Below are 7070 nucleotides of genomic sequence, written 5' to 3'. Positions count from 1 at the left end.
AGTGGCGCGTCCTGGAGGATTCGAACCTCCGACCGCCTGGTTCGTAGCCAGGTACTCTATCCAGCTGAGCTAAGGACGCGCAATAATCTTTATTTTACTTTGTATAACCCGTTTATCAAACGAATTATTAAATAGTGGCGCGTCCTGGAGGATTCGAACCTCCGACCGCCTGGTTCGTAGCCAGGTACTCTATCCAGCTGAGCTAAGGACGCGCAGATCTTCTTGCTAGGAAGTTGTGAAGTAAATCACATTCATTTCTTGCGAAACAAAAAAAAGGCCATCGGGCCAGTCAATGAATGGCGGTGAAGGAGGGATTCGAACCCTCGATACGGGATAAACCGTATACTCCCTTAGCAGGGGAGCGCCTTCAGCCTCTCGGCCACCTCACCGTTTTCATTGTTATATCTCAAAAGAGATATGGCGCGTCCTGGAGGATTCGAACCTCCGACCGCCTGGTTCGTAGCCAGGTACTCTATCCAGCTGAGCTAAGGACGCACTTTTTGTTGATAAATCAACGTTGCAAGAATGGCGGTGAAGGAGGGATTCGAACCCTCGATACGGGATAAACCGTATACTCCCTTAGCAGGGGAGCGCCTTCAGCCTCTCGGCCACCTCACCGTCTTGCGGAGGCACATATTACGTTTTACCGAAAATATGTCAAACACTTTCTTTGAAAAAAAACGCAAAAAACGCTTAACCGATGCGGATTTAATCAAAGTGACTATAAAACAAACCTTATCACTCTATTATGATGAAAAAAAGAGAATCTTCTCTTAAAAAATGACATTTATCAGAAACTAAAAAGGCTAGCCGATCGGCTAGCCTTTTTCATTCAAACTAAGCTCTGTAAACAGGAGCGACTTAGTAGTTACCTGAAGCAACGTTGCCATTGCCTTTTTCAGCCTGAATGCGCATGTAGATTTCTTCACGGTGAACTGAAACCTCTTTCGGAGCGTTAACACCGATACGTACTTGGTTACCTTTAACGCCTAGTACAGTTACAGTCACTTCATCACCAATCATTAGTGTTTCGCCTACGCGGCGAGTCAAAATTAGCATTCTTTGCTCCTTGAGTAATCTCTAAATTTTCTTGCTACAAAGCTATTATCCAACAAAAGTTATATTTTCGTAAACTACCTTGTCACGGAAAATCAGCCTAAAAAGGCATGTTTTTGCTGAATGTTCAATGCTTCACTAGACGTAATGTAAGCATCATGAAGAATGTTTGCTGCTGTATCCACACTCTCAGGTGGCAATACCAGCATCATAGTGAGTGCATTCGTTGCGCAGAAATTGATCGCAATATCTTGCTGAGCCAACAAACCGCATGCATGTTCCACCATTCCATTGGCTTCAAGCCCTACAGCGGTTAACAGGCTTACTGCTTCACTATTACGGATTTTATCGCTGAACACCAGATCGAACTTGGCACATGCTTCTTGTTTTATCATGATACCTGTTCGTTCTGTTTCCTCGATCACATTCCAAATGTCTATGCCTAACATCTGACATTGTTTTGTAGCACTAGATAAATGTTCTTTATCGACTTCAATAATGGCAAGGTCACGTTGAATGGCTATACCAGAGACGGCTTGATGGCCTGATTCCCCCTTAACCAAACTGCCTTCATTAACTTCAAAGGTCGAAAGCACGCGTAGCGGTACATTATTCTTCCATGCGAACTGCACAGAAGGTAAATGTAGAACTTTTGCTCCTCGACTTGCCATTGCTTCCATTGAAGGAAAGTCAATGACCGCCATTTTCTGAGCATTTTTCACTACACGTGGGTCACAAGTATAAATACCATCAACGTCGGTAAAGATTTGACACTCGTCAGCGCGCAATGCGCCTGCAAGCGTCACGGCGCTCGTATCAGAGCCGCCTCGACCTAATGTGGTGATATCCCCATTTTCATTCACACCTTGAAAACCTGCGACAATGACGATTTGATCTTGTTCAAGTAAATCCGTAATCGTTGAGGTATCAATATGTTTAATCGTCGCGTCATTGTGTTGATTATCCGTCACAATGTTCGCTTGTGCTCCGGTAAGTGAGCGAGCTACATAGCCCAATTTATTGAGTGTCATCGCCAATAGCGCCATTGACACTTGCTCACCAGCAGAGAGCAAAACATCAAGTTCTCGAGCCGTAGGAACACTATCTACTTGTTTCGCTAGGTCCATTAGTCGGTTTGTTTCGCCTGACATTGCAGACACAACTACGACAACTTGATTACCATCATTTTTCGCCTTAATGATGTGTTCAGCGACCTGGTGGATTCTTTCAATTGAACCCACGGAGGTTCCACCAAACTTTTGCACGATAAGGGGCTTTTTCACCAGTCTTCACCTTCCCAAGACCAAAGTCTCATTCGGACCACTTATATTCCACTAGTTGAAATTATATAAGCGGTAGTTACAACAAAAACCAAGCAGCTTAAATGACCTGGTTATTTTTCGGTCAATTAAACCACTTGGTTACCGTAAAAAAATTACGCCCAATCAAAGAAACTTGATTGAGCGTAAATTCGTTATGTAATGCTTATAAGCGCTCTTCTAGCCAAGGCTGAACAGTTTTGATCGCTTCTGGTAATGCTGACACATCAGTACCACCAGCTTGCGCCATGTCAGGGCGACCACCGCCCTTACCACCAACCTGCTCTGCAACCATTTTAACAAGGTCGCCCGCCTTAACTTTGCCTACCAGATCTTTCGTCACACCAGCAATCAAGCCAACTTTGTCATCAGTTACGTTTGCTAGAAGCACAACACCTGAGCCCATTTGGTTCTTGATGTCGTCAACCATTGTACGTAGGTTTTTGCTATCTGCGCCTTCTAGTGCAGCAACCAGCACTTTCGTGCCGTTTACTTCCACTGCTTTACCCATGATGTTTGCGCTTTCAGCAGCAGCCATCTTGTCTTTAAGCTTCTGAAGTTCTTTTTCTAGCGTTTTCGCTTTTTGTGCAGATTCTGCTAGTTTCTCTTCGTATTTTGCTGCTTGAGCTTCGATCGCATCTAGAGCTGCTTCACCTGTTACTGCTTCAATACGACGGATGCCCGCCGCGATGCCGCTCTCAGAGGTGATCTTGAATAAGCCGATATCGCCAGTGTTAGAAGCGTGGATACCACCACAAAGCTCTGTAGAGAAATCGCCCATAGACAGTACGCGTACTTCATCATCGTACTTCTCGCCAAATAGTGCCATTGCGCCTTTCTTCTTCGCAGACTCAATGTCCATCACGTTGGTTTCAATAACGTGGTTGCGACGAATTTGCGCGTTCACTAGACGTTCAACTTCTTTTAGCTCTGCCGCCGTTACCGCTTCTAGATGAGAGAAGTCAAAACGTAGGTTTTCTGCTTTAACCAAAGAGCCTTTTTGCGTCACGTGCTCACCAAGAACTTGACGAAGTGCGGCGTGTAGCAAGTGCGTTGCTGAGTGGTTTAGAGAGATAGCTGCGCGACGTTCTGCGTCAACGATAGTAGCGACTTCATCGCCTTTCGCTAGAACGCCTTCCGCCATAACACCGTGGTGTGTGATTGCGTTGCCTAGCTTTTGAGTATCTTCTACTCGGAATACACCAGCTTCAGTGCGGATTTCACCCGCATCACCACATTGACCGCCTGACTCAGCGTAGAATGGGGTTTCACCAAGCACAATGATCGCTTTGTCGCCAGCAGATAGAGAATCCACTTCGTTGCCTTCAACGAACATTGCCGCCACTGAGCTAGAGCCTTTTGTTCCAACGTAGCCACAGAATTCAGTTTGTGTATCAACTTTAATTGCTGCGTTGTAGTCTGTACCGAACTGACCCGCTTCACGCGCACGCTGACGCTGCTCTTCCATTGCTTTCTCGAAACCTTCTTCGTCAATCGCGAACTCACGTTCACGCGCAACGTCGTTAGTCAAGTCAGCTGGGAAGCCGTAAGTATCGTAAAGTTTGAATACGGTTTCACCGTCGAGCACTTTACCATCTAAGTTATCTAGCGCTTCGTTTAGAATCGCCATACCGCGTTCAAGCGTACGACCGAAGTTTTCTTCTTCGATACGCAGTACTTTTTCTACGACAGCTTGCTGACGTTTCAGTTCTTCACCTGCAGTGCCCATGATGTCAGCTAGTACACCAACCAATTTGTGGAAGAATGCACCTTGCGCACCGAGCTTGTTACCGTGACGAACAGCACGACGAATGATACGACGTAGAACATAGCCACGACCTTCGTTTGAAGGCATAACACCATCAACAATCAGGAATGAACATGAACGGATGTGGTCAGCGATAACGCGTAGCGATTGGTTTGATAGGTCTTCGTAACCGATCACTTCTGCGGCTGCTTTGATAAGAGCTTGGAATACGTCGATTTCGTAGTTTGAGTGAACGCCTTGCATGATTGCAGAGATACGCTCGATACCCATACCCGTATCTACCGACGGTTTTGGTAGCGGTTCCATCGTGCCATCAGCATGACGGTTGAACTGCATAAATACGTTGTTCCAGATCTCGATGAAACGGTCACCATCTTCTTCAGGTGTGCCAGGACGGCCACCCCAGATGTGCTCACCGTGATCGTAGAAGATTTCAGTACATGGACCACAAGGACCAGTATCACCCATTTGCCAGAAGTTGTCTGACTCGTATGGTTTGCCACCTTTCTTGTCGCCAATGCGGATGATGCGATCTGCAGGAACACCTACTTTCTTGTTCCAGATATCGAATGCTTCGTCATCAGTTTCGTAAACGGTCACCAATAGACGGTCTGCAGGCAGCTTAAGAACGTCTGTTAGAAATTCCCAAGCGAATGAAATCGCGTCTTCTTTGAAGTAATCGCCAAAGCTGAAGTTACCTAGCATTTCAAAGAAAGTATGGTGACGAGCTGTAAAGCCCACGTTTTCCAGGTCGTTGTGTTTACCGCCAGCACGTACACAACGTTGAGCCGTAGTCGCTCGAGTATAGGCTCGTTTTTCCAAGCCTAAGAAACAATCCTTAAATTGGTTCATACCTGCGTTTGTGAACAGCAGGGTTGGGTCGTTATGTGGAACTAACGATGAACTTTCTACGATTTGGTGTCCTTTGCTTTCAAAGAACTTGAGGAACGCGTTACGAACCTCGTCAGTGCTCATGTACATGCAGCTCTTCCTGAAAATAGTCGAGTTAGAATTTTGCCGTATTGTAGATCATGCAATCAGCTGAGACTAGTTTTCTTGCGGAAAAGAGGGGGTAGAAGAAAAAATTTGAAGCAAAACAAAAATCAGCGTGAATAATTCACGCCTAATCTTCGTCTTCAAAGCTTAACGCATAGCTAATTTGGTCAAAACTGTAGCCGCGATATTGTAAGAAACGAACCTGTTTAGCGTACTCTTTCTGGTCTTTGGCCTTTATTCCTTTAAATTTCTTCTCTGCTGCCAACTTTGCCAATTCAAACCAATCTTGGGGCTCTTCTGCCATTGCTTGTTCAATGACAGATTCTGCAACGCGCTTCTGGTTAAGCTCTTGGCGAATACGACGCTCACCATGACCTTTGTAAACGTGTTGACGCACTTGGCTTTTGGCGTAACGCAAGTCATCCAAATAATTGTGTTCTAAACAAAAGTTAATCGCAGCTTCAATATCAGCCTCTTCATAGCCTTTCATCGCAAGCTTTTGATGGAGCTCATATAAGCCATGATCTCGACGACTAAGTAACTGAATCGCGGCTTCTTTGCTAGATAGCGTCGGTGCTTGTCGCTTTTGGTACATAGTGATCCTAAAGGTAATTTGGCTGTACAGGCTTTTCGTTTGCCTTAAATTTCTTCGATTTTGATTTCGACAAATACAACAAAGCCCTGCAACGCAGGGCTTTATTTTTAGTCTATCAGAAGATTAAAACTCTTCTTCTTGCTCAGGCTTCTCACCGGCAGCAGGTGCTTCTGGTTGAGCTGGAGAAAGTAGCATTTCACGCAGTTTGGTATCGATTGTTTTCGCGATTTCTGGATGCTCACGCAGGTAGTTACAAGCGTTTGCTTTACCTTGACCAATCTTATCGCCATTGTAGCTGTACCAAGCACCCGCTTTTTCTACTAGCTTGTGCTTCACGCCTAAGTCAATCAACTCACCTTCACGGTTAAAGCCTTGGCCATACATGATTTGCGTGTTTGCTTCTTTAAATGGTGCTGCAATCTTGTTCTTAACCACTTTGATACGCGTTTCGTTACCTACAACTTCATCGCCTTCTTTGATTGCGCCAGTACGACGGATATCTAAACGAACAGAAGCGTAAAACTTAAGCGCGTTACCGCCAGTAGTCGTTTCAGGGTTACCGAACATCACACCAATCTTCATACGGATTTGGTTGATGAAGATACACATACAGTTAGACTGTTTCAGGTTACCTGTAAGCTTACGCATTGCTTGAGAAAGCATACGAGCTTGGAGACCCATGTGGCTGTCGCCCATTTCGCCTTCGATCTCAGCTTTAGGTGTTAGAGCAGCAACAGAGTCAACAACCATTACGTCGATTGCGCCAGAGCGAGCTAATGCATCACAAATCTCTAGAGCTTGCTCACCAGTGTCTGGTTGAGAAACCAATAGTGCATCGATATCAACGCCAAGTTTCTTTGCATATACAGGATCTAGAGCGTGCTCTGCATCGATAAACGCACAAGTTTTGCCTTCACGTTGCGCAGCAGCAATAAGTTCAAGAGTTAGTGTTGTTTTACCTGAAGATTCTGGACCATAAATCTCAACAATACGACCCATTGGTAGACCACCAGCACCCAAAGCGATGTCAAGAGAAAGCGAACCCGTTGAAATGGTTTCTACATCCATTGCGCGGTTATCACCAAGGCGCATGATAGAGCCTTTACCGAATTGCTTTTCAATTTGACCTAGCGCAGCGGCGAGCGCTTTCTGTTTGTTCTCGTCCATTACTTTCTCCGATTTATTCATCTTCTTTGGGCGACGAATAGTAATTCATTTTTCTTAAGCAGAAGTTCTGCTCAGCAATGAAAGTCATTATACTGTTGATTCATACAGTGTCCATACCTGTATGAAAAAAATTTGGCTCACAATATCGTGCAGTTTTCTCTAGCCCTTG

5 protein-coding genes and 5 tRNA genes are annotated in these 7070 nt (G+C 45.2%); all 10 read right to left on the bottom strand.

The annotated features are described in order from the left end of the window. Window positions 1-2: 2 nt before the first annotated feature. Window positions 3-79 (bottom strand) — tRNA-Arg (locus ACF8CV_RS17875). A gap of 56 nt (window positions 80-135) precedes the next feature. Continuing rightward, window positions 136-212 (bottom strand) — tRNA-Arg (locus tag ACF8CV_RS17870). An 85-nt stretch (window positions 213-297) separates the two neighbouring features. Continuing rightward, window positions 298-389: transfer RNA gene (locus ACF8CV_RS17865), tRNA-Ser, on the bottom strand. A 29-nt stretch (window positions 390-418) separates the two neighbouring features. Further along, window positions 419-495: transfer RNA gene (locus tag ACF8CV_RS17860), tRNA-Arg, on the bottom strand. Between the two features lie 31 nt (window positions 496-526). After that, window positions 527-618 (bottom strand) — tRNA-Ser (locus ACF8CV_RS17855). A gap of 243 nt (window positions 619-861) precedes the next feature. Continuing rightward, a complete protein-coding gene (gene csrA, locus ACF8CV_RS17850; protein WP_004415691.1) occupies window positions 862-1059 on the bottom strand; it encodes a carbon storage regulator CsrA in 198 nt (65 codons plus the stop codon). Window positions 1060-1151: 92 nt separating this feature from the next. Next, window positions 1152-2339, bottom strand: coding sequence for an aspartate kinase (locus tag ACF8CV_RS17845; protein WP_005478552.1), 1188 nt, complete (start codon window positions 2337-2339; stop codon window positions 1152-1154). A 202-nt stretch (window positions 2340-2541) separates the two neighbouring features. Then, the gene (alaS, locus tag ACF8CV_RS17840) at window positions 2542-5124 is read right to left on the bottom strand and encodes an alanine--tRNA ligase (protein ID WP_138938643.1); all 2583 of its coding nucleotides are present in this window, start codon (window positions 5122-5124) and stop codon (window positions 2542-2544) included. Between the two features lie 142 nt (window positions 5125-5266). Then, window positions 5267-5734, bottom strand: a complete 468-nt coding sequence (gene recX, locus ACF8CV_RS17835) for a recombination regulator RecX (RefSeq protein ID WP_005455548.1) — start codon at window positions 5732-5734, stop codon at window positions 5267-5269. Between the two features lie 123 nt (window positions 5735-5857). Then, complete coding sequence (gene recA / locus ACF8CV_RS17830) at window positions 5858-6901, bottom strand: recombinase RecA (RefSeq protein ID WP_005478550.1); 1044 nt, start codon at window positions 6899-6901, stop codon at window positions 5858-5860. Between the last annotated feature and the right edge of the window lie 169 nt (window positions 6902-7070).

This window comes from Vibrio sp. zbq_1 (assembly GCF_043102935.1).
Lineage (GTDB): Bacteria > Pseudomonadota > Gammaproteobacteria > Enterobacterales > Vibrionaceae > Vibrio > Vibrio parahaemolyticus.
The sequence above is the reverse complement of the archived record's forward strand: the minus strand, read 5'-3'. Positions and strand labels throughout refer to the sequence as shown.